This is a genomic window from Marinobacter sp. F4218 (genome assembly GCF_019443085.1).
Lineage (GTDB): Bacteria > Pseudomonadota > Gammaproteobacteria > Pseudomonadales > Oleiphilaceae > Marinobacter > Marinobacter albus.
Map to the genome: position 1 here is coordinate 449,583 of NZ_JAHZIL010000003.1, position 19,452 is coordinate 469,034.

Here is a 19,452-nt window from a genome sequence, read left to right on the forward strand (position 1 = left end):
TGCACAGCCATCACTGAATGGTTTCACGCATTGCCCCGTTTTGACATCGGCCGGAAGTTTCAAACTCCAGAAACCGACAAATGGTTTCCTGCACTGACTTTTGAGTGGCGTCCGGCTCCGGGTACGCCTTTAGTATGAGACGAAGGTTAAACCAATTAAGGGGCGGGCTGCAAAATTTTGACGTAAAAGGATTTTAGGAGGTGGCGATTTTTTAACATTAACCGGCGTTCGTCTGCTTTTCCCGATCACAAACGAAAACGGCGGGCCAAAGGCCCGCCGTTTAAACACACTTTTGACGCTTATCGAGTACCAGCGCGACGAAGGGCCGCCGGAGTGTAATCCCGAGACCGGCGCTCAGCACCAAACTCGTACGGATTCTCTTCCTCGTTGGTCAAGCCCAGCGCCAGATAACGGCCGGACAGAAGATCGTACAGTACCTCGATGGCGTACCACGGCACGTCCTGATCGTAGAACTGCATCGCATGTGCTTCGGCCACACGCCAGAGCTCACCACGTCCGTCGTAATGATCAATCACAGAGGCCTGCCAGGAGTCTTCGTCAATGAAGAAATCACGCCGGGCATAGATGTGGCGCTCGCCTTCTTTCAAGGTCGCGCGCACGTGCCACACACGGTGCAGCTCGTAACGGGTCAGGTCCTGATTGATATGACCGGCATTGATGATCTGGTCATAGCTGAGGCTCGGATCAACCAGCTGATAGGAGTTGTAGGGGATGTACATCTCCTTCTTTCCAACCAGTTCCCAGTTGTATCGATCGGGTGCACCGTTGTACATGTCGAAGTTATCGGATGTACGCATACCATCGGCAGCGGTACCCGGTCCGTCGTAAGCAACCTGCGGTGCCCGGCGGACACGACGCTGACCAGCGTTGTAGACCCAGGCGCGACGTGGCTCGGCCACCTGGTCAATGGTTTCGTGAACCAGCAGGACGTTACCGGCCAGACGTGCCGGCCCCGTGATTGCCTGTTTGAAGTAGAACAGCACGTTCGGGTCCTGTCCCGGCTCGAAATCTTCGAGCGCGGTACGCCAGGTAAACTCGTCCTGGAATTTGACCACAGAGAAGTCGCCGCCCTCCGTGGGAGTCACCTGACCCACATTCCGCGCAACGGAACCGCCGCGGTAGCGCGTGATATGGTTCCAGATCACTTCGAGACCATTTTGTGGAATCGGAAACGGAGTGGCTTCGGTGTAGTTGCCGAGGCCGTTGCCGTTCTTGATCAACTCGACTTGAGTCGCATTCTCGATGGTCTTGTCGTTGACTTCCTTCGGATAACCCGCAGTACGATGGGTCTCGTAGACCGGCATGAAGTAATCATCGTAACGCTTGATCATTGCAATCTGGCCCGCCGACAGGTTGTCCGCGTACTCATCGACGTTGCTCTGGTCGATTACGAACTTCGGCTCCTCGTCCGCAAACGGATCCACGTAGCGACCATCGCCCTTGTAGGCCGCAGGCGGCGTACTCAGACCACCGTCCCAGGCTGGGATCGCGCCGCCGTTCCCGGCTTTCTCGGCTCCGATCGGAGTCAGAGAATTGCCCAGCTTGGCCGCTTCCTCAGCAGAAACCGCACCATAGGCCTGGCCTGCAAACACGCTTGCAGCCAATACACCCGTGGCCAGTAGTTTCTTGTTTAGTTTCATTTATAGTCCCTCGTCAAACGAATTCGTTCCGGTATCAGAATGAGTAGGAAACACTCACGGTTGCGAAATCACGGTCAGTTAACTCGTTATACGGCTTTCCGCCGAAAAAGTTCGTGTAACCGATATTACCGGTGATTTTATTCTGATAAATCGCTTCCACAGAGAGGCCAACTGCCTTGCTGCCCTCGTTGAACGCACCGCCTGGCTGCGGGCTGTAACCCTGCACGTCATGAGACCAGGCCAGCTGTGGGCGCAGGTTTACACCCGCGAACACGTTGGGGTAATCCCAAACGAAGCGTGCACGGTAACCCCAGGAGAAGTCTGTAGTGAACCCTTCGTTGTTGCAGTAGTTGGTGTTGATATTGGCACCCGCCTGACAGAAATCGCCAGTGAAGTTTTCGCCAACAACCGGCAGGGTTCCGATGCCGTAGGTGCCCGAGCGGCCGTAACGAGCTTCGTCGTATTCCGGCAGGTCATGGATGTAGGTTGCGCCGAACTCGGTGATGAAGGACAGTCGGCTGGCCCCCATAACCTGGTCGAAAAACTTGATCAGGGTAAACTGTGCCTGAGACACGTTAAAGCGGTCATAACCCGCAACCGCCTTGCCCGCGAGGTTGGCGCCACCGCTCTCTTCAAGACGCTGGGCTTCCAGCTTGCTCAGAACTTCGCCGTTGGGGCCGCGCTGCTGGAGACCGCCGTAGATCAGCTCGAACGCGTTCCACTGCAGCGGCACGTTGTCACGGAAGCTGTATTCCGCACCCAATGACCAGCCACTCACGGTTGTGTTGATGCTGACGCCGTACAGGTTGATATTCTCCGGGTACTCAATGAAGTAGCTCGGGAAGGTTGAGGACGGCAGCGAGGGATCGCTCGCCTGGGTCGCACTCGGGCTGGACGGGTTGTTGACCAGACCACTGACGTACGGCAGACGGCTGTTGTACTTGATGTAATAGAAACCAAGCTCGGAATCGTTCAGGGCCGGAACGTACCAGCGCATGGCCACACCGAACTGGTCTTTGGAATCCGCTTCCTGGTCCCCAAGACGTGGAGCAATGAAGCCCTGGGCTAACGCCTGGGAGTCCGGCAACTGACCGGCCAGAAGAACCGGGCCACAGCCATCCGAGGCGAAGTCGTTGGTTGAGAAGAACGTACCGCAGTCATCCGCCTTTACCGGCTCCCAGTCTGCCTGCACGAAGGTTTCCAGCGTGATGTTCTCGGTTACACCCGCGGACGCATAGAACATCTCCACCGGCAGCAGTGCGTCTTTCAGCTCGGCACCGGGAGCCCGGAAGGCCGGCACGTCAACCGGGTTGATGACGTTGATGCCACCCTGGATGAATGTGCTCTCGCCCCAGCTCAGCACCTGGCGGCCATAACGAAGGCTGACTGGCACGTTTCCGAAATACCAGTCTGTGAAGACGTAGGCGTCCAGCAGCTCGCCACCGGAGGCGTTGTCTTTGGCTTTCCGGTTCAGTTCACGCTGCTGACCCACGAAGTCAACGGCACGGTTCTCATCTTTCAGCTCAAAGTCGTACCAGTAGCGGCCACGAAGCAGACCACCAACGCGAGTAAGCACATCACTGTCGACGTTGTAGTTCAGGAACAGTTCACTGTTGCCCTTGGCGATCTTCGAGTAGGTTTTCCCTTTCTCGAAGTTCAGGTTACCGTCGTCGTAGTTGTTGGTAGAGGCGCCAATGTTCTCCAGTGCTCCGCCTGGAGCGTACTCTGGCCCGAGGTTACCCTGGGCGATCAGGCGCTTGTCCTGGTCCTCCAGTCGCCAACCAGCACCCGCAGACAGCGTGGTGTTGAACTGGGCTTCGACATCCCCCATGTAGAATGAGTAAGCGGCGGCCTGGCCAGACATTCCGGCGGCTACTGCCACGGCCAGCGGTAATTTGGTCCAACGCTGCCATTGCTGAGTTTTTCTTGTCATTGGAAGGCTACTCCATTGTTGTTCTGAGTCGCTGCTCTGATTATTGGTGTTCACGATGTATTGGAGGCTTCATGCACAGTGCTCGTGATGTTGGCACTATAGCTAACGCTGTCGAGCGCTTTGATCAGTCAAAAGTATGATTTTGCCCTAACACCCCATTAACCAGCGGGTTTCCTCGCACCGCTTCACTATAGACAACTATTCTGGATGCAACCACTTTGGTTTGATGGGATTTTCCTGTTCAAGGCCGGATCATTGCAGTGGCCAATGCACCGCGATTCAACGGGAGGATATTGAAGGAGGGTGGAACGTCGGAAGGGGTAGAGACAGCCCAGTCCATCCTTGGCCCGGGCCGTTCAGTCAGTGAGTTACAGCAACTCAATCGCCATGGCGGTTGCCTCACCACCGCCGATACACAGCGCCGCGACGCCCTTCTTCTTGCCATAATGCTGCAACGCGTACATCAGTGTGACCAGCAACCGGGATCCCGTGGAGCCTACCGGGTGCCCCTGGGCACAGGCGCCACCGTGGACGTTGACCTTCTCCGGATCGAGCCCGAGCTCGCGAATCGGCATCATTGCGACCATCGCAAAGGCTTCGTTGATCTCGAACAGGTCAACATCTTCTTTTGACCAGCCGGTTTTCCCCAGCAACGTCTCGATGGCACCGACCGGAGCGCAGGTAAACTCGGACGGATGCTGGGACTGCGTACTGTGGCCCACGATTCGTGCCAACGGCTTGAGGCCACGCTTCTCCGCCTCAGATTCCCGCATGAGCACGAGCGCAGATGCGCCGTCGGAAATTGAGGACGCGTTGGCCGCCGTTACGGTGCCATCCTTGCTGAACGCCGGACGCAGCGTGGGAATCTTTTCAATATTGGCATTGAAGGGCTGTTCATCATCCTCAACCACGGTGTCGCCCTTGCGTGACTTGACCGTAACCGGGGTGATTTCAGCCTTCAGAAGACCTTCTTCGATCGCCCGCTGGGCCCGCTTGAGGGAATTGATGGCATAGTCGTCCATCTCTTCACGGGTATAGCCCTTCTTATCTGCCATCTCCTGGGCGAAGGCACCCATCAGACGGCCGGTTTCGGCGTCTTCCAGACCGTCCAGAAACATGTGATCCTGAGCCGTATCGCCAGGGCCCATACGATATCCCTTGCGGGCATTGGGCAAGATGTAGGGGGCATTGGACATGCTCTCCATGCCGCCGGCGACCATGATGTCATTGCTGCCCGCCTTGATCAGGTCATGGGCAAACATGGCCGCTTTCATGCCGGAACCGCACAGCTTGTTGATGGTTGTGGCACCGGTATTGTCCGGAAGCCCGGCCTTACGCATGGCCTGACGGGCTGGCCCCTGCTTCAGACCCGCAGGCAGAACGTTGCCCATGATCACTTCCTGCACGTCGGCAGGCTGAAGTCCGGCGCGCTTGACTGCCTCTGCGATGGTAATGGCACCAAGCTCGGGCGCACTGACCGCCGAGAGGCTGCCCTGGAAGCCGCCCATCGGGGTGCGGACGCCGCTGACAATCACTACATTATCGTTGCTCATACATGGATCTCTCTGTCGTTTTCATTGGGACCATTAAAACTGCGTCCTCGCTTACGATTCAGTGGTGCTGAATTCTTATGATGTTTGTCAGGGTTTGTGAGGCGCCTCGAGGTACTCCCGCGACTGCATCTCCAACAACCGGGATTCAGTGCGTTCGAACTCGAACTCCAGACGCCCCCCGGAATACAGCTCGGTAATCGGGGCAGCGGCGGAGATGATCACCTTGACGTTGCGATCGTAGAATTCGTCCACCATGTTAATAAACCTTCGCGCCTGATCATCCTTCTCGCGGCCAAGTATCGGCACATTGCTGATGATGATTGCGTGGAACTGTCGGGCCAGCTCGATGTAATCATTCTGACTGCGGGGGCCATCGCAGACATCCTTGAAATCAAACCAGACCACGTCGTCGGCGTGCGCTCGAGCGGGTATCTTGCGGCCGTTTATTTCCATGCTCTTGCTGTGCTTGCCTGCTTCCACGGCAAGAGCATCAAAACTGGTCCGCAAACTGACATCCGCATCCTCGTCAAGCGGGGAGTGGAACAGCTCTGCCTGCTCCAGCGTTCTCAGGCGGTAATCAACACCGCCATCGACGTTCACAACGTCGGTATGCTTCTTGACCAGTGCGATCGCGGGCAAAAACCGCGCCCTTTGCAGCCCATCCTTATAAAGGCCATCCGGGACGATGTTGGAGGTACATACAAGCGTCACCCCCCGGCTGAACAAACCGTCCATCAGCGTCGCGAGAATCATGGCATCGCCAATATCCGACACAAAGAACTCGTCGAAACAGATAACCCGGGCTTCATCCGCAAACTTCCTGGACACCAGGTCCAGTGGATTCTTCTCACCCTTAAGGGACTTGAGTTCATTGTGAACCCGCTGCATGAACCGATGGAAATGCACCCGCATCTTGCGATCGAACGGCAGTGACTCGTAGAACGTATCCATCAAATAGGTTTTGCCACGGCCAACCCCGCCCCAGAAGTACAGCCCCTTAACAGGATCTTCCTTGCCTTTCTTCAGTTTTCGGCGCAACTTGGCCATCGCACCGTTACGGTCACTTTCCGCCTCAACGAGTTTGTCGTACAGTGACTGGAGTCGCCTGACAGCGTCTTCCTGTGCCGGGTCTTTCTGAAATTCCGGACGCTCAAGATCCTTCTGGTAACGCTCCCAAGGGGTCAAGTTTGCACTGACGTCTGAGGACATAACTTCTGTCATTGAGGAATTCCCGGAGGTTGGTCGTAAAATTTTGGGCGCCGTATTGTCGCGCATTTCGCGATTTTTCGCCACGCCGGGCATTTCTGAAGCAATACGACGATTGGCGCAGGATACAATCATGGGCTGATTGCTCTTCCGGCGTTATACTCGGAAGTGGTGCGAGGCTAATTTCCAGGTAAAAGGACGACACAGCATATGACAAACCTGATTCTGGCAGCGATTGCCGCGTTGATTGTGGGCATCGTCATCGGGGTAGTTGTTGGCCGCTCCGGGCAAGGAACCACGCTTAGACAGCGTCGGGCGGAACAGCAGATTGAAGAACTGAGAAGCGAATATACCCGCTACCAGGCCCAGGTGAACGAACACTTTATGGAGTCGGCCCACCTGCTGCGTCGTTTCAATGACGCCTACCGCGACGTCAACCAGCACATGGCCCGCGGCGCAAACCGGCTGTGCAACGACGAGGAATGGATGGAAGAGCTGGCCCAGGAAACCTCCAGGAAACGTCTGGAGGAAGTCAGCGATGACGGCGTCGAACCGCCACGCGACTACGCGCCAAAAACCGACCCGGGTGCCTCAGGCACATTGGCGGAAGGTTTCGGCCTCCCGAAAAAAGAGAAGGCCTGATCAGTCAGACCGGGTTGTCGCAATCGATAAATTGGTGCGTCAGCCCGAATTCCTGCGCCAAAGCCTGGCCAAGCGCCTGTACGCCGTAACGCTCAGTGGCGTGATGACCCGCCGCATAGTAATGGATGCCGCACTCGCGTGCCGTGTGAGTGGTAGGCTCTGAAATTTCGCCACTGATGTAGGCGTCCAATCCAGCCTCCAGTGCCGTTCCAATGAACCCTTGGGCAGCGCCCGTGCACCAGCCAATCCGTTTAATCTCAGACCTGCCTTCACCTACCCGCAGCGGCGACCGACCCAGCTTCTGTTCAATGTACTGACCAAAGCGGTCCGGACTCATGGCTTCTGTGAGTTCGCCCTCCCAGACCAGCCCACCAAGTGGCCTTGGATTTTCTATACCCAGGACATCCGCCAACTGGCGATTGTTGCCGTAAACCGGGTGATCGTCCAGCGGGAGGTGGTGAGCGACCAGATTGATGTCGTGATCCAGTAATTGCTTCAGGCGGTCACGCTTCATCCCCCGAATACGCTGATCCTCGCCCTTCCAGAAGTAACCGTGATGGACAAGAATCATGTCGGCGCCCGCTTCGATGGCCGCATCGATCAGTGCCCGAGACGCGGTTACGCCACTGACAAGGGCTCGAACCTCCTCTTTGCCTTCAACTTGGAGACCGTTGGGGCAATAATCCTGGAAGTTGTCCGGCTGGAGCCACTCGTCAATTTTGCGAAGGATTTCATTACGGTTGGCCATAGCTCGTCTCCTGTCTGACTATTCCTGGAAGATCGTCCTGGCTCTGCAGGCTCGCCCGGACCGGAGGCTACAGAGACTGAAGCCCCTTGATCAGAGCATCATTCTGCTCCGGCGTACCAATTGTGATTCGCAGGAAATCGCTGATTCTTGGCTTACTGAAGTGACGAACGATGATGCCCTGCTCTCTCAAACCCTGGGCAAGCAACTCACCCGCTTGCGACTTGTGGCGGGCGAACACAAAATTCGCCCTGGACGGTAGCACTTCGAAATCCAGCTTTTCCAGGGCAGCGCTCAAGCGTTCACGCTCGGCAATGACTCCGTCGCAGCATTTCCGGAACCAGGCTTCATCCTCGTAGGCCGCCTTCGCGCCGGCCAGAGCCAGCCGATCCAGTGGGTAACTGTTGAAGCTGTTCTTGACCCGGTTGAGGGCTTCAATCAGGTCCGGATGACCGACCGCGAAGCCAACGCGCAGCCCAGCCAAAGACCGGGCCTTGGACAGCGTCTGTGAAACCAGAAGGTTGGGATAGGCATCCACCAGGGTAATGGCACTCTCGCCGCCAAAATCGATGTAGGCTTCGTCAACCACCACCACCCGGTCGGGATTTGCTTTCAGGATTTCCTCTACCTTGGCGAGCTCCAGGTAACGCCCGGTGGGGGCGTTGGGATTCGGAAAAATCACGCCGCCGTTGGGTTGCCTGAAATCATCGGGATTGATTTCGAACGTATCCGTCAGCGGAATTTTCTTGCCTTCAATGTTGTACAGGCCGCAGTAAACCGGATAGAAGCTGTACGTCACATCTGGAAACAGGACGGGTTCGCCGTGCTGGAAAAGACCATAGAAAATGTGCGCCAGGACTTCGTCTGAACCGTTGCCCAGGAAAACCTGCTCCGGCTTGACCTTATGGTAGCCGGCGATGGTTTGGCGAAGGCTATCGCCTTCCGGGTCCGGGTAGAGACGGAGGTTGTCGTTCAGTTCCGCCTGAATGGCCTCAATCACCCGGGGTGACGGGCCAAACGGATTTTCATTGGTATTCAGTTTGACCAGGTTAGCCATTTTAGGCTGTTCACCTGGCACATACGGGACCAGGTCATTGACCTTAGGGCTCCAAAACTTGCTCATGGGATTCAGGCTCCGGGGAGAAAAATGGCGAGCGCTCAGTCTTCGATACGGTACTCGGCCGATCGGGCATGGGCGGTGAGTCCCTCACCCCTGGCCAGAACAGAGGCCACCCGACCCATGCGGTCGGCACCGGCCGCACTGAAACCGATGATCGACGATCGCTTCTGGAAATCGTAGACCCCCAGGGGCGAGGAAAACCGCGCCGTACCACTGGTCGGGAGAACGTGGTTCGGCCCCGCACAATAGTCGCCCAGCGCTTCCGCCGTGAATCGACCCATGAAGATGGCTCCAGCGTGGCGGATTTCTTCCACCAGCGCTTCCGGGTTCTCAACCGAGAGCTCCAGGTGCTCCGGCGCAATGCGATTCGAGACCGCCGCCGCTTCACTCAGATCAGCGACTTCAATCAGAGCCGCCCGACTGCCCATGGACTCCGCGATAATTTCGGAACGCTCCATGGTAGGCAGCAACTTGTTGACGCTGGCCTCGACTGCATCGAGAAATGCCGCATCCGGACTGATCAGGATCGACTGGGCCTGCTCGTCGTGCTCCGCCTGGGAGAACAGATCCATGGCGATCCAGTCCGGGTCAGTCTGGCCATCGCAGATCACCAGGATTTCAGACGGGCCGGCAATCATATCGATACCGACGGTACCGAAGACTTCACGTTTTGCCGTGGCAACAAAAATGTTGCCCGGACCCACGATCTTGTCGACCGCAGGGATGGTTTCCGTGCCGTAGGCCAGTGCGCCTACAGCCTGGGCGCCACCCACAGTAAACACCCGGTCTACACCCGCAATCGCAGCAGCGGCGAGGACCATGTCGTTCACCACCCCATCAGGCGTAGGAACCACCATGACCACCTCGCTGACACCGGCAACCTTGGCGGGAATCGCATTCATCAGCACCGATGAAGGATAGGCTGCCTTGCCACCTGGCACATACAGTCCCGCCCGGTCCAGCGGCGTCACCTTCTGGCCGAGCACGGTGCCATCTTCATCCTCGTACTGCCACGACTGCTGATTCTGGCGCTCGTGATAGTCGCGTATACGGTCGGCGGCCTTCTCCAGTGCGATACGTTGATCCTGAGGGATCGCGTCAAGCGCCTTTTGCAGGCGCCCCTGATCCATTTCCAGTTCGGCAACACCACGAACCTTGAGACGATCGAACTTCTCGGTAAATTCCAGAACCGCAGCGTCTCCGCGGGTTTTCACTTCATGCAGGATATGACGAACCGATTCATTCACCTGATGATCAACGCTGTCATCCCAGGCCAACAGCTTGGCCAGTGCACTGTCGAAGTCACTTTGGGAGGCATTCAATCGTGTGATGTTGATATCGGTCATGTATCAAATCCTTCAAGGAATTTATGACTTGCTCAGGTTGATTTCCGGTATGGGTCAGGAGAAGTGGTCGGACAAGGCGCTTCTTACCCCTAAGTACGCCGCCTATCCACCGCAGCAGACATCTTTTCGATTATGGGGTTTATCTTCTCGTGTTTCATCTTCATGGACGCACGGTTCACCACTAGGCGGCTGCTGATGTGTTCGATCAGTTCCCGCGCCTCCAGGCCATTGGCCTTGAGGGTATTCCCGGTATCCACAATATCGACAATTTCATCCGCCAGGCCAAGAATTGGCGCCAACTCCATGGCTCCATACAACTTGATGATGTCTGCCTGACGCCCCTGCGCCGAGTAATAACGACGCGCGAGGTTAACGAACTTGGTCGCCACCTTGATGCGACCGGCAGGGGGCGCCTGGTCCTTGGGCCCGGCTGTCATCAGACGGCAGCGGGAGATGTTCAGATCAAGCGGCTCATAAAGACCTTCCCCCCCATGTTCCATCAGCACATCCTTGCCGGTGACACCAAGATCCGCACCGCCGTACTGAACGTAGGTCGGCACGTCGGTGGCGCGGATGATCAGCACCCGCACGTTGGGATCCGTGGTGGGGAACACCAGCTTGCGGGATTTCTTGATGTCGTCGACCAACTCGATACCGGCCTCCGCCAGCAACGGCAGGGTCTCCTCGAGGATTCGCCCCTTCGACAATGCGATGGTGATGGAATCTGTCATGCGTACTTCCGGTTTCCCTTTTGTCTCTGTCACGCCGGCAAGCGGCGGATGCTGGCGCCGAGCAGCTGCAATTTTTCTTCAATACACTCGTAACCGCGATCAATGTGATAGATCCGGTCAACAATGGTGTCACCATCAGCAACCAGACCGGCGATCACCAGACTCGCCGATGCCCGGAGATCGGTCGCCATAACCGGCGCTCCCGCCAGATGGTCAACACCCTTGATGATCGCAGCATTGCCTTCGAGAGTAATATCCGCGCCCATGCGGATCAGTTCCTGCAAGTGCATGAAGCGGTTTTCAAACACCGTTTCGACGATCGTACCGGTGCCCTCGGCAACGGCGTTCATAGCCGCAAACTGCGCCTGCATGTCCGTCGGGAACGCAGGATAAGGCGCCGTGCGAAGGCTGACCGCCTTCGGCCGCTTGCCCTTCATATCCAGCTCAATCCAGTCTGGTCCGGTGGTGATGTGGGCGCCCGCCTCCGTCAGCTTGAGCAGAACCGCCTCAAGCAGGTCCTCGCGGGTATCCTTGAGCTTGACCCGGCCACCCGTTGCGGCAGCGGCAACCAGGTAGGTTCCGGTCTCCACGCGGTCCGGCAGGACATTGTAATGACACCCGTGCAGGCGCTCGACACCGTTGATTTCAATGGTTGCTGTGCCATGCCCTTTGATGTCAGCGCCCATGGCGATCAGACATTCCGCCAGGTCCACAACTTCCGGCTCACGCGCAGCGTTTTCCAGAATGGTTTTACCCTCGGCGAGGGCGGCTGCCATCATCAGGTTTTCGGTGCCGGTTACGGTGACCGTATCCAGGAAAATATGGGCACCTTTGAGACGCCCATTGGTCTTGGCCTTGATGTAACCATTTTCCACCTTGATATCCGCGCCCATCATTTCCAGGCCATGAATATGAAGGTTTACCGGGCGACTGCCGATGGCACAGCCACCGGGCAGGGAGACCTCAGCCTCACCAAAATGTGCCACCAAGGGACCGAGCACCAGGATGGATGCACGCATGGTCTTCACCAGCTCATAGGGAGCGTGGAAGTGCTTGATGGTATTGGCGTGGATCTCCACGCTCATTTTTTCATCAATCATCAGTTCCACCCCCATGCGACCGAGCAGCTCGATCATGGTGGTGACGTCGTGAAGATGCGGCAGGTTACCAACGGTTACCGGTTCATCGGCCAGCAGCGTGGCAGCCAGAATCGGCAGTGCTGCGTTCTTGGCACCGGAAATCCGGATTTCGCCATCCAGAGGCCTTCGCCCCCCGATCAAAAGTTTGTCCACAATAAATATCCTGTCTTGTTTGGGCGAATCAGCCCTGGCGCTCAGCCCATTCAGCCGGCGTGAAAGCTTTCGGATGCAGTGCGTGGATCGTTCCATCCATGACTTGCTGGAACAGCGCCTTGTTGATCAGCTGCTGCCGCTTGATGGTCGACAGTCCCTCGAAAACGTCACCCACCACGACAACCAGGTAATGGGTCCCATCAACCTGTACCTGAACTTCGCAGCCGGGCAGTGCTTCTTCGACCAGCGCCGTGACTTCGGTGGCGTCCATAAAAAATCCTCGGGTGTTTTGAAATCAGGGGCGAGATTGTAACCAATTCCGGACTTCGGGTCAGCTTTACCGTCCGGTAACCTAAGACCCGGAACGTTTCATTTCGGGGAAAGTCAGGCCGAACCGGAACTGAAGCCGGACAGCTGGTCATCGAGATTGCTGAGGGCAGCAAGTGACGCCAGGCGTTCACTCACCCCTCGATAAGACAGGGAAACGCCTCGCCGGTTCGCCAGGCGTTGCCAGCAAAGCAACAGGGACAACACCACACTGCTGGCGGTCTTGAGAGTCCCGAGGTCAACGACCAGGTCCACGTTCACCGTATTGAGCAGCGTCTCGCCCTGCTTGCGCAGAGCAACAACGGAATCTCCATCCACCTCTCCACTGACGGTGAGCACACTGTCGATCATCTCGACCCGGGGCGCCGGAGCGGTCATGAATTATCGACTTCTTTCTCAAGCTTCAGGGATTCCACCGCATCGCCCCAACCGTCAATCACCGCCTGAACCTGACCGCGGTTCGCTTCCATCTCCTGCGCAAAGCGGTCGCGGAAGGCCAGACCGATGTTCACGCCTTCGACGATGACGTTCTCCATCATCCAGTTGCCATCTTTGGCCTTGTACATGGAGTAGGTCACGGGATACCGGTTACCAGAGGCGCTGATGACTTCCATCTGCACCGACGCCCGGCCATCGTCCTGCGGATTGATGACGGCTTCCTTCACCTGGATACTGAAGTCTTCGGCATCCACCAGGGCCTGGGCATAGCTGTCAAACAGGCTGCGCTTGAACTTGAAGACAAACTCGTCGCGCTGCTCGGGCGTGGTCTGTCGGGCGTACCGACCCATCACGCGCGCCGCAATTCGGCGGAAGTCGACAAAACCGTCCAGAGATTCATCCATGCTGGCGTAGAAAGCCTCGGGGTCAGCCTCGTACAGACCACGTTCCTTGTTGAGCTTTTCGACCAGGCGCTGGGTATTCTCGTCCACATACTGCCGCAAGTCTTCAGAAGCCCCCGCCTTGGCCGCACCCACCAGAAAGGCAGACAGCGCAAGGATCAGGAAAAGGCGTTGTTTTACTGCAAGCATCAGAATCTCCTTAAAAAATCAGTCCCTCCCAGCCAGATTAACGGCCGGATGCAAAATTCCCAATCAACCGTTCGAGGTTCATGGCTGACTGCGTGGAATAAAATGTGTCCCCCTCGGCCAGCGACTCCATGTCGCCACCAACGGATATATCAATGTACTGTTCGCCAAGCAGCCCGGATGTACGTATTACTGCGGAACTGTCCGCAGGAATGTTGTCGATGTCTGAATGAATGGCCATGGTCACCCTGGCCTGGAACGTTTTCTTGTCCAGACTGATCGACTCGATGGTGCCGACCGTCACCCCAGCCATGGAGACACGGCCACGCGGCGTGAGCCCCCCGGTATCGTTGAAGTTGGCGTAGACGCGATAGGTATCTTCCGCCGGTTTGGGTGACAGGCCACTGACCTGCAAGGCCAGAAACAGGAGTGCTGCCAGGCCGGCGATCATGAACAATCCGACGATGATTTCTGTTGTTCGCTGTGTCATTACCGGCTCCCGGTACCTATCCATTAATCGTTATGTCAGAAGTCGCCAAACATGATGGCGGTCAGCACAAAATCCAGACCGAGCACCGCCAGGGAAGAATACACGACAGTTTTGGTGGTGGCGGCACTGATACCCGCCGAGGTCGGCACGCAGTCATACCCCTGATAGACGGCAATCCACGAGCACACAAACCCGAATACCACGCTTTTGATCACGCCGTTCATCACATCTTCGGCAAAATCCACCGACGACTGCATGTTACCCCAGAAGGAGCCCTCGAAAACGCCGAGCCAGTCAACGCCCACCAGCATGCCGCCCCAGATGCCGACTGCTGAAAATATAATTGCCAGCACGGGCATCGCGATAAAACCCGCCCACAGGCGCGGGGCGATAACCCGGCGCAGGGGGTCAACACCCATCATTTCCATGCTGGAGAGTTGTTCCGTAGCCTTCATCAGACCAATTTCAGCGGTCAGGGCAGAGCCGGCCCGACCGGCGAAAAGCAGTGCCGTAACCACCGGACCCAACTCGCGAACAAGAGTCAGCGCGATCATCTGGCCAATGGCGGCCTCGGACCCATAGTCACTCAGAATGGTATAGCCTTGCAGCCCCAGCACCATCCCGATAAACAGGCCCGACACGATGACGATGGCCAGCGACAACACGCCGACCCCGTACAGTTGCTTGATCAGCAGCGGAAACCCGGTCGCCGGCCGCGGAACGCCCAGCAACACCCCCGCCAGAAAGCGTCCGGAACGACCAAAAGATGAGACGACCGTCAGCCCCAGGTGACCCAGTGCCACAACCCGATCGATCAAGACGCACCTCCGCTCAGACCATAGTCCCGCGAGGCCTCAGCTGCCGGGTAGTGAAACGGTACCGGGCCATCCGGCTGCCCTTTCAGGAATTGCTGAACCTGTTCAGACGGGTGTGCCCGAAGCTCCTCCGGTGTGCCCTGCCCAATCACTTTGCCGTCCGCGATGATGCAGGCAAAATGGCAGATACTGAGGGACTCCGGCACGTCGTGGGAGACCAGTACGCTGGTCAGCCCCATAGAGCTGTTCAGATCGCGAATCAGTTTCACCAGCACGCCCATGGCGATAGGGTCCTGTCCGGCAAAGGGCTCATCGTACATAATCAGCTCAGGGTCCAGCGCGATGCTGCGCGCCAGCGCCACTCGCCGGGTCATACCACCGGACAGTTCGGAGGGCATCAGGTGACGCGCACCCCGCAAGCCAACCGCCTCCAGCTTCATCAGGACAATGTCGTGAATCATGTCCTCCGGCAGCGAACTGTGAACCCGGAGCGGAAACGCCACGTTTTCGAACACGCTCAGATCGGTAAAAAGCGCACCACTCTGGAAAAGCATGCCGATCTTCTCACGCATCGCATAGAGGTCTGCGCGCTTCAGCCTCGGGACTTCATGACCATCCAGCACAACGCTGCCGGAGTCCGGCCGAAGCTGGCCTCCGATCAGACGCAGGAGCGTGGTCTTGCCGGTTCCACTGGGCCCCATGATCGCGGTTATCTTGCCACGGGGGACATCCAGACTGACGCCATCAAAAATTCGGCGGCCGGAACGGGAGAAAACAACGTCCTTTAGTGAAATGTATGCGGGTGAACCCATAATCCTTCCCTTTCGAGGAGCGGGTACATTATTCCAAGGAGCCCCCAAGCTCAATCCATGAAACGCAAAATCTATTGAAAGGATTGGTCAGTTTGTCTGAACTTTCTGTAACCGCACGGCGCCTGCAATCGAAAATGATATACTCCGCTGTAACTTGAGCGGCTCTCCCCAAATCGGGGATTCAGCCGTACCATTATTTTCCGAGACCACCCAAGCAGACCAGGCCCCTATCCCGATGACTGAACAGAGCTCACAGGATTTCCGCACTTCCGCGATCCAAGCCATTCGTATCGAGCGCGAAGCCATTGATGCCCTGGAAGAACGCATCGATGACCATTTTATCAAAGCCTGCGAGGTCATCATGGCCTGCAAGGGGCGCGTGGTGGTCACCGGCATGGGCAAGTCCGGCCACATCGGCAACAAGATTGCCGCAACACTGGCCAGCACCGGCACGCCGTCCTTCTTTGTACACCCGGGTGAGGCCAGCCATGGGGATCTGGGCATGATCACCAGCCAAGATGTGGTCATTGCCATCTCGAACAGCGGCAACACCAGTGAAGTGGTCACCATCCTGCCCTTGATCAAGCGCATGGGCGCACCGCTGATCAGCATGACCGGCAATGCGAATTCCACCCTCGCCCGGGAAGCCGTGGCGAACCTTGATGTCAGTGTCCAGACCGAGGCCTGCCCGCTGGGTCTTGCCCCTACCTCCAGCACCACCGCAACACTGGTGATGGGCGATGCCCTCGCGGTTGCTCTTCTTGAGGCCCGTGGATTCAGTTCCGAGGATTTTGCGCTTTCTCACCCGGGCGGCAGTCTTGGGCGACGCCTCCTGCTCCGGGTCTCCGACATCATGCACACCGGCGACCGGATTCCAAGAGTCCCGGAAGGCACAACATTGAGCGGGGCACTGCTGGAGATTTCGCAGAAGGGGCTGGGTATGACAACCGTGGTGGATGCAGCCGGCAAACTGACCGGTGTGTTTACCGATGGCGACCTCCGTCGTACCCTCGATAAGAACGTCGATGTCCACGTCACGCCGATCGAGCAGGTGATGACCCACAACGGCAAAACCATCGAGGCAGACCACTTGGCGGCGGAAGCACTGAACATCATGGAAGAGATGAAGATAAACGCCCTGCCCGTCACCGATGCAGGGGGAGAACTGGTCGGCGCAATCAACATGCACGACCTGCTCCGGGCGGGAGTTATCTGATGGCCACCCACACCAGTCCACTGCGGAACACCTGGCCCCAGGCGCTCCTGGAAAAAGCCGCCCGTATTCGCCTGATCGCCCTCGACGTAGACGGCATCATGAGTGACGGCAAACTGTACTTCAGCGCCAGTGGTGATGAACTGAAAGCCTTCAATATTCTGGACGGGCTGGGCCTGAAACAGCTAATGGCAGCTGACATTACCGTCGCTGTTATCACCGGTCGCCAGTCACCCCTGACCGAAAAACGCATGCGGGATCTGGGCATCCCCCACCTGATACAGGGGCGGGAAGACAAACGGACAGCCCTTGAAGAATTGGTCAGTACCATGAATGTTCCGCCCGAGGCCATTGCCTACATGGGCGACGACCTGCCCGACCTGCCCGCAATTCGCTTTGCCGGCCTCGGCATAACAGTCCCCAACGGGTATTGGCTGGTGCGCGAGCACGCCGACTACTGCACACAGGCAGCCGGCGGTAACGGGGCCGTCCGCGAGGCATGCGATCTGTTGCTGACAGCGCAGGACAAGCTTGATAATGCCCTGTCAAAATTCCTGGAGCCCGAAGCATGAGCGATGCCTCTCCTGGCGAAAACGACATCACCGAGATCGAAGACAAAAGCAGCCTGATTTCAGTGCTCACGCTGGAGCATCGGCCATGGTTGCGCTCTTTGGCTCTTGGCGGCACCATCGCAGCCACCGTGTTCCTGATGTGGCGCAGTGACGAGCCGCCCGTGGTTCAGGATGAGGCGGCGGAGCTCCGGGGCAAGGCCGAACCGGACGGCTTTGTCATTAACGGCAGCTACACCTCCTATGACGAGGAAGGCAACCTGAAAATCCAGTTCACCAGCCCCCGAATCGAACAGTTCGAAGAAGGCAATATTGCGACGATGAAAGCCCCCCGGGCCAAGCTCTTCGGCGAGCCGCAGACCACCCCATGGATTGTCGAGGCGGAGAACGGCAGCTGGCTGCAGAACGAGGGGGTTCTCTACCTGACCGACCATGTTCGGGTGGTCAGAACCATCGGCGAACGGGAAGCCACCCTGACAACCACGAGCCTGACGCTGGACAACGACCTGGGCACCGTCTACACCGATGCCCCCGTCACCATTACCGACACGATTGGCGTAACCCGGGCAAAAGGCATGCAGGCCTGGATCAACGAGCGCATTCTCGAACTTAACTCCCAGGTGGAAGGACGCTATGAAACTGGCAAATAACCGACTACGAACGCTGTTGGCGATCACCCTGGCCCTGACCTTAACCGGGCCCGTCGCCGCGTTCAGCCTGGATTCGGACCTGCCGATTAACGTGAGCGCGGACAGCGCCCGGCTTGACGACGCCAAGGGCATTGCCACCTACACCGGCGACGTTGAACTGATTCAGGGCAGGACCCGGCTTACGGCGGACCGGGTGGTCCTTTATCGCGACGTTGACGGACTGAGCCGGGTTGAGGCCTCTGGCAAGCCCGCCCGTTATCAGCAACCCACCCGCAACGGAGAGGGTGAAACCGATGCCCGGGCTCTCAACATCACCTGGTCGGCCGCGGAGAACCTGCTGACTTTTGAACGGGACGCGATCATTGAGCAGAATGGAAACCTGTTCCGGGGCGATGTCATTCATTATGATACCGTCCGTCGGGTAGTGACTGCCGAGGGCGGCACAAAGACCGAAACCGGCAGCGGCCGCGTCGAGATGGTCATTCAGCCACGCAGCACCAGGAGCATACAGGGATCCGATGGCAGTTCTGAGAGCCAGTAACCTGGCAAAAAGCTACAAGCAGAAAAAAGTGGTGCTTGATGTCTCGCTGGAGATTCGCAGTGGCGAGATCGTCGGCCTGCTGGGCCCCAATGGTGCAGGCAAGACCACCTGTTTCTACATGATCGTCGGGCTGGTCCCGGCCGACCGGGGCCGCATCACGATTGACAGCCAGGACGTCACGCCACTGCCCATGCATGGCCGGGCCCGAAAAGGGATCGGCTATTTGCCCCAGGAAGCCTCGGTGTTCCGGAAACTGACCGTCCGCGACAACCTGATGGCGATTCTGGAAACCCGCAAGGGCTTGAGCCGGGCCGACCGGGAAAGCAGGCTGGGGCAACTGCTGGAGGAATTCCACATTACCCACATTCGCGACAGCGTGGGTATGGCATTGTCCGGAGGCGAACGCCGGCGCGTCGAAATTGCCCGGGCACTGGCCATGGAACCGGCTTTTATCCTTCTGGACGAACCCTTTGCCGGCGTGGACCCGATTTCGGTAAGCGACATCAAGCACATTATCCGCCACCTGCGGGACAAAGGCATTGGGGTACTGATCACAGACCACAATGTGAGGGAAACCCTGGACATCTGTGAAACGGCATACATTGTTTCCGGGGGACACATCATTGCGTCCGGCAATTCGGAAACCATTCTCGCAAATCAGCAAGTAAAAGAGGTTTACCTCGGTAATGAATTCCGTTTGTGAGCAGTGCTGCCCGATTGTGTTGATGAACCCGAGCAAGTAAACTCGGCAAAGAACTTGCTAGGCTGTTTCGCGCCAAGG

21 protein-coding genes are annotated in these 19,452 nt (G+C 57.6%); 6 read left to right on the forward strand and 15 right to left on the reverse strand.

What is annotated here, in order from left to right; genetic code table 11:
• Window positions 1-299: 299 nt before the first annotated feature.
• From K0B93_RS05950 to zapE, 4 genes are all read right to left on the reverse strand, one after another.
• A complete protein-coding gene (locus K0B93_RS05950) occupies window positions 300-1,661 on the reverse strand; it encodes a DUF1329 domain-containing protein (protein ID WP_219866334.1) in 1,362 nt (453 codons plus the stop codon).
• A 34-nt stretch (window positions 1,662-1,695) separates the two neighbouring features.
• Window positions 1,696-3,594, reverse strand: coding sequence for a DUF1302 domain-containing protein (locus K0B93_RS05955; RefSeq protein ID WP_219866335.1), 1,899 nt, complete (start codon window positions 3,592-3,594; stop codon window positions 1,696-1,698).
• Window positions 3,595-3,962: 368 nt separating this feature from the next.
• A complete protein-coding gene (locus K0B93_RS05960) occupies window positions 3,963-5,147 on the reverse strand; it encodes a thiolase family protein (RefSeq protein ID WP_219866336.1) in 1,185 nt (394 codons plus the stop codon).
• An 87-nt stretch (window positions 5,148-5,234) separates the two neighbouring features.
• Window positions 5,235-6,332: a cell division protein ZapE gene (gene zapE, locus K0B93_RS05965; RefSeq protein ID WP_228743413.1), complete on the reverse strand. Its 1,098-nt coding sequence runs from the start codon at window positions 6,330-6,332 to the stop codon at window positions 5,235-5,237.
• A 231-nt stretch (window positions 6,333-6,563) separates the two neighbouring features.
• Between zapE and K0B93_RS05970 the strand changes: the two genes are divergently transcribed.
• Window positions 6,564-6,995 (forward strand): YhcB family protein, encoded by a 432-nt coding sequence (locus K0B93_RS05970; RefSeq protein WP_219866338.1) that lies wholly within the window; start codon window positions 6,564-6,566, stop codon window positions 6,993-6,995.
• Between the two features lie 4 nt (window positions 6,996-6,999).
• Here K0B93_RS05970 and K0B93_RS05975 read toward each other — a convergent pair whose 3' ends face one another.
• The 11 genes from K0B93_RS05975 to K0B93_RS06025 all read right to left on the reverse strand — a co-directional run bounded on the left by K0B93_RS05975 (window position 7,000) and on the right by K0B93_RS06025 (window position 15,698).
• A complete protein-coding gene (locus K0B93_RS05975) occupies window positions 7,000-7,743 on the reverse strand; it encodes a Nif3-like dinuclear metal center hexameric protein (protein ID WP_219866339.1) in 744 nt (247 codons plus the stop codon).
• Window positions 7,744-7,810: 67 nt separating this feature from the next.
• Entirely contained in the window at window positions 7,811-8,863 is a 1,053-nt protein-coding gene (gene hisC, locus K0B93_RS05980) for a histidinol-phosphate transaminase (protein ID WP_219866340.1), read from the reverse strand.
• A 35-nt stretch (window positions 8,864-8,898) separates the two neighbouring features.
• The gene (gene hisD / locus K0B93_RS05985; protein ID WP_219866341.1) at window positions 8,899-10,206 is read right to left on the reverse strand and encodes a histidinol dehydrogenase; all 1,308 of its coding nucleotides are present in this window, start codon (window positions 10,204-10,206) and stop codon (window positions 8,899-8,901) included.
• 89 nt (window positions 10,207-10,295) lie between these two features.
• Window positions 10,296-10,937 carry an ATP phosphoribosyltransferase gene (gene hisG / locus K0B93_RS05990; protein ID WP_219866342.1) on the reverse strand — a complete coding sequence of 214 codons (642 nt, stop codon included), beginning with the start codon at window positions 10,935-10,937 and terminating at the stop codon, window positions 10,296-10,298.
• Window positions 10,938-10,966: 29 nt separating this feature from the next.
• Window positions 10,967-12,229 carry a UDP-N-acetylglucosamine 1-carboxyvinyltransferase gene (gene murA, locus K0B93_RS05995; protein WP_219866343.1) on the reverse strand — a complete coding sequence of 421 codons (1,263 nt, stop codon included), beginning with the start codon at window positions 12,227-12,229 and terminating at the stop codon, window positions 10,967-10,969.
• Window positions 12,230-12,257: 28 nt separating this feature from the next.
• The gene (locus K0B93_RS06000) at window positions 12,258-12,500 is read right to left on the reverse strand and encodes a BolA family protein (RefSeq protein WP_218634992.1); all 243 of its coding nucleotides are present in this window, start codon (window positions 12,498-12,500) and stop codon (window positions 12,258-12,260) included.
• Between the two features lie 113 nt (window positions 12,501-12,613).
• Window positions 12,614-12,934 (reverse strand): STAS domain-containing protein, encoded by a 321-nt coding sequence (locus K0B93_RS06005; protein ID WP_219866344.1) that lies wholly within the window; start codon window positions 12,932-12,934, stop codon window positions 12,614-12,616.
• Window positions 12,931-13,584, reverse strand: a complete 654-nt coding sequence (locus tag K0B93_RS06010; protein WP_219866345.1) for an MlaC/ttg2D family ABC transporter substrate-binding protein — start codon at window positions 13,582-13,584, stop codon at window positions 12,931-12,933. The genes K0B93_RS06005 and K0B93_RS06010 overlap by 4 nt, the downstream gene beginning before the upstream one ends.
• Window positions 13,585-13,621: 37 nt before the next feature.
• The gene (mlaD, locus tag K0B93_RS06015) at window positions 13,622-14,071 is read right to left on the reverse strand and encodes an outer membrane lipid asymmetry maintenance protein MlaD (protein WP_219866346.1); all 450 of its coding nucleotides are present in this window, start codon (window positions 14,069-14,071) and stop codon (window positions 13,622-13,624) included.
• A gap of 35 nt (window positions 14,072-14,106) precedes the next feature.
• The gene (mlaE, locus tag K0B93_RS06020) at window positions 14,107-14,889 is read right to left on the reverse strand and encodes a lipid asymmetry maintenance ABC transporter permease subunit MlaE (protein ID WP_219866347.1); all 783 of its coding nucleotides are present in this window, start codon (window positions 14,887-14,889) and stop codon (window positions 14,107-14,109) included.
• Window positions 14,886-15,698, reverse strand: coding sequence for an ABC transporter ATP-binding protein (locus tag K0B93_RS06025; protein ID WP_219866348.1), 813 nt, complete (start codon window positions 15,696-15,698; stop codon window positions 14,886-14,888). Before K0B93_RS06025 ends, mlaE begins: the two co-directional genes overlap by 4 nt.
• A gap of 235 nt (window positions 15,699-15,933) precedes the next feature.
• Here K0B93_RS06025 and K0B93_RS06030 point away from each other — a divergent pair, with 235 nt between their 5' ends.
• The 5 genes from K0B93_RS06030 to lptB are packed head-to-tail and all read left to right on the forward strand — an operon-like array spanning window position 15,934 to window position 19,374.
• On the forward strand, window positions 15,934-16,914 hold the full coding sequence (locus K0B93_RS06030; protein ID WP_219866349.1) for a KpsF/GutQ family sugar-phosphate isomerase: 981 nt from the start codon (window positions 15,934-15,936) through the stop codon (window positions 16,912-16,914).
• On the forward strand, window positions 16,914-17,483 hold the full coding sequence (locus K0B93_RS06035; protein ID WP_219866350.1) for a KdsC family phosphatase: 570 nt from the start codon (window positions 16,914-16,916) through the stop codon (window positions 17,481-17,483). The genes K0B93_RS06030 and K0B93_RS06035 overlap by 1 nt, the downstream gene beginning before the upstream one ends.
• On the forward strand, window positions 17,480-18,130 hold the full coding sequence (gene lptC, locus K0B93_RS06040; protein ID WP_219866351.1) for an LPS export ABC transporter periplasmic protein LptC: 651 nt from the start codon (window positions 17,480-17,482) through the stop codon (window positions 18,128-18,130). Before K0B93_RS06035 ends, lptC begins: the two co-directional genes overlap by 4 nt.
• A complete protein-coding gene (lptA, locus tag K0B93_RS06045; RefSeq protein WP_219866352.1) occupies window positions 18,114-18,671 on the forward strand; it encodes a lipopolysaccharide transport periplasmic protein LptA in 558 nt (185 codons plus the stop codon). The genes lptC and lptA overlap by 17 nt, the downstream gene beginning before the upstream one ends.
• Window positions 18,649-19,374: an LPS export ABC transporter ATP-binding protein gene (gene lptB / locus K0B93_RS06050; RefSeq protein WP_219866353.1), complete on the forward strand. Its 726-nt coding sequence runs from the start codon at window positions 18,649-18,651 to the stop codon at window positions 19,372-19,374. Before lptA ends, lptB begins: the two co-directional genes overlap by 23 nt.
• Window positions 19,375-19,452: the final 78 nt, after the last annotated feature.